Annotated in this window: 1 protein-coding gene; it reads right to left on the bottom strand. The window is 66.3% G+C overall.

Annotated elements, in window-relative coordinates; genetic code table 11:
* Positions 1-306: aldehyde dehydrogenase family protein (locus SB816_RS30725; RefSeq protein ID WP_410548082.1), on the bottom strand; the 306-nt coding region annotated here is incomplete at both ends.

Consider the following 306-nt stretch of genomic DNA (forward strand, 5'->3'; position numbering starts at 1 on the left):
GCGCTCACGCCTTCGTTCTGGATCGCGCCGATCAGCTCGACGGAGCGTGCAGCGTCGCCGGTCAGCTTCTGCACGGCGCCGGCGATGGCCTGGGCGACGTCGTCGAAGCTCGCATGGCCATCCGCGGTCTGGATGCCGTCGCGCGGTACGTAGATGTTTTGCGGCGCCGTGCACATCTGGCCGGAGTACAGCGCCAGCGAGAACGCGATGTTCTTGGCCGCGGCCTTGAGGTCGTCGGTCGAGTCGATCACGATCTGGTTGACGCCGGCTTTCTCCGTGTACACCTGCGCCTGGTGAGCATGGCGT

It is taken from the genome of Achromobacter sp. SIMBA_011 (assembly GCF_046535435.1).
GTDB classification, from domain to species: domain Bacteria; phylum Pseudomonadota; class Gammaproteobacteria; order Burkholderiales; family Burkholderiaceae_B; genus Achromobacter; species Achromobacter dolens.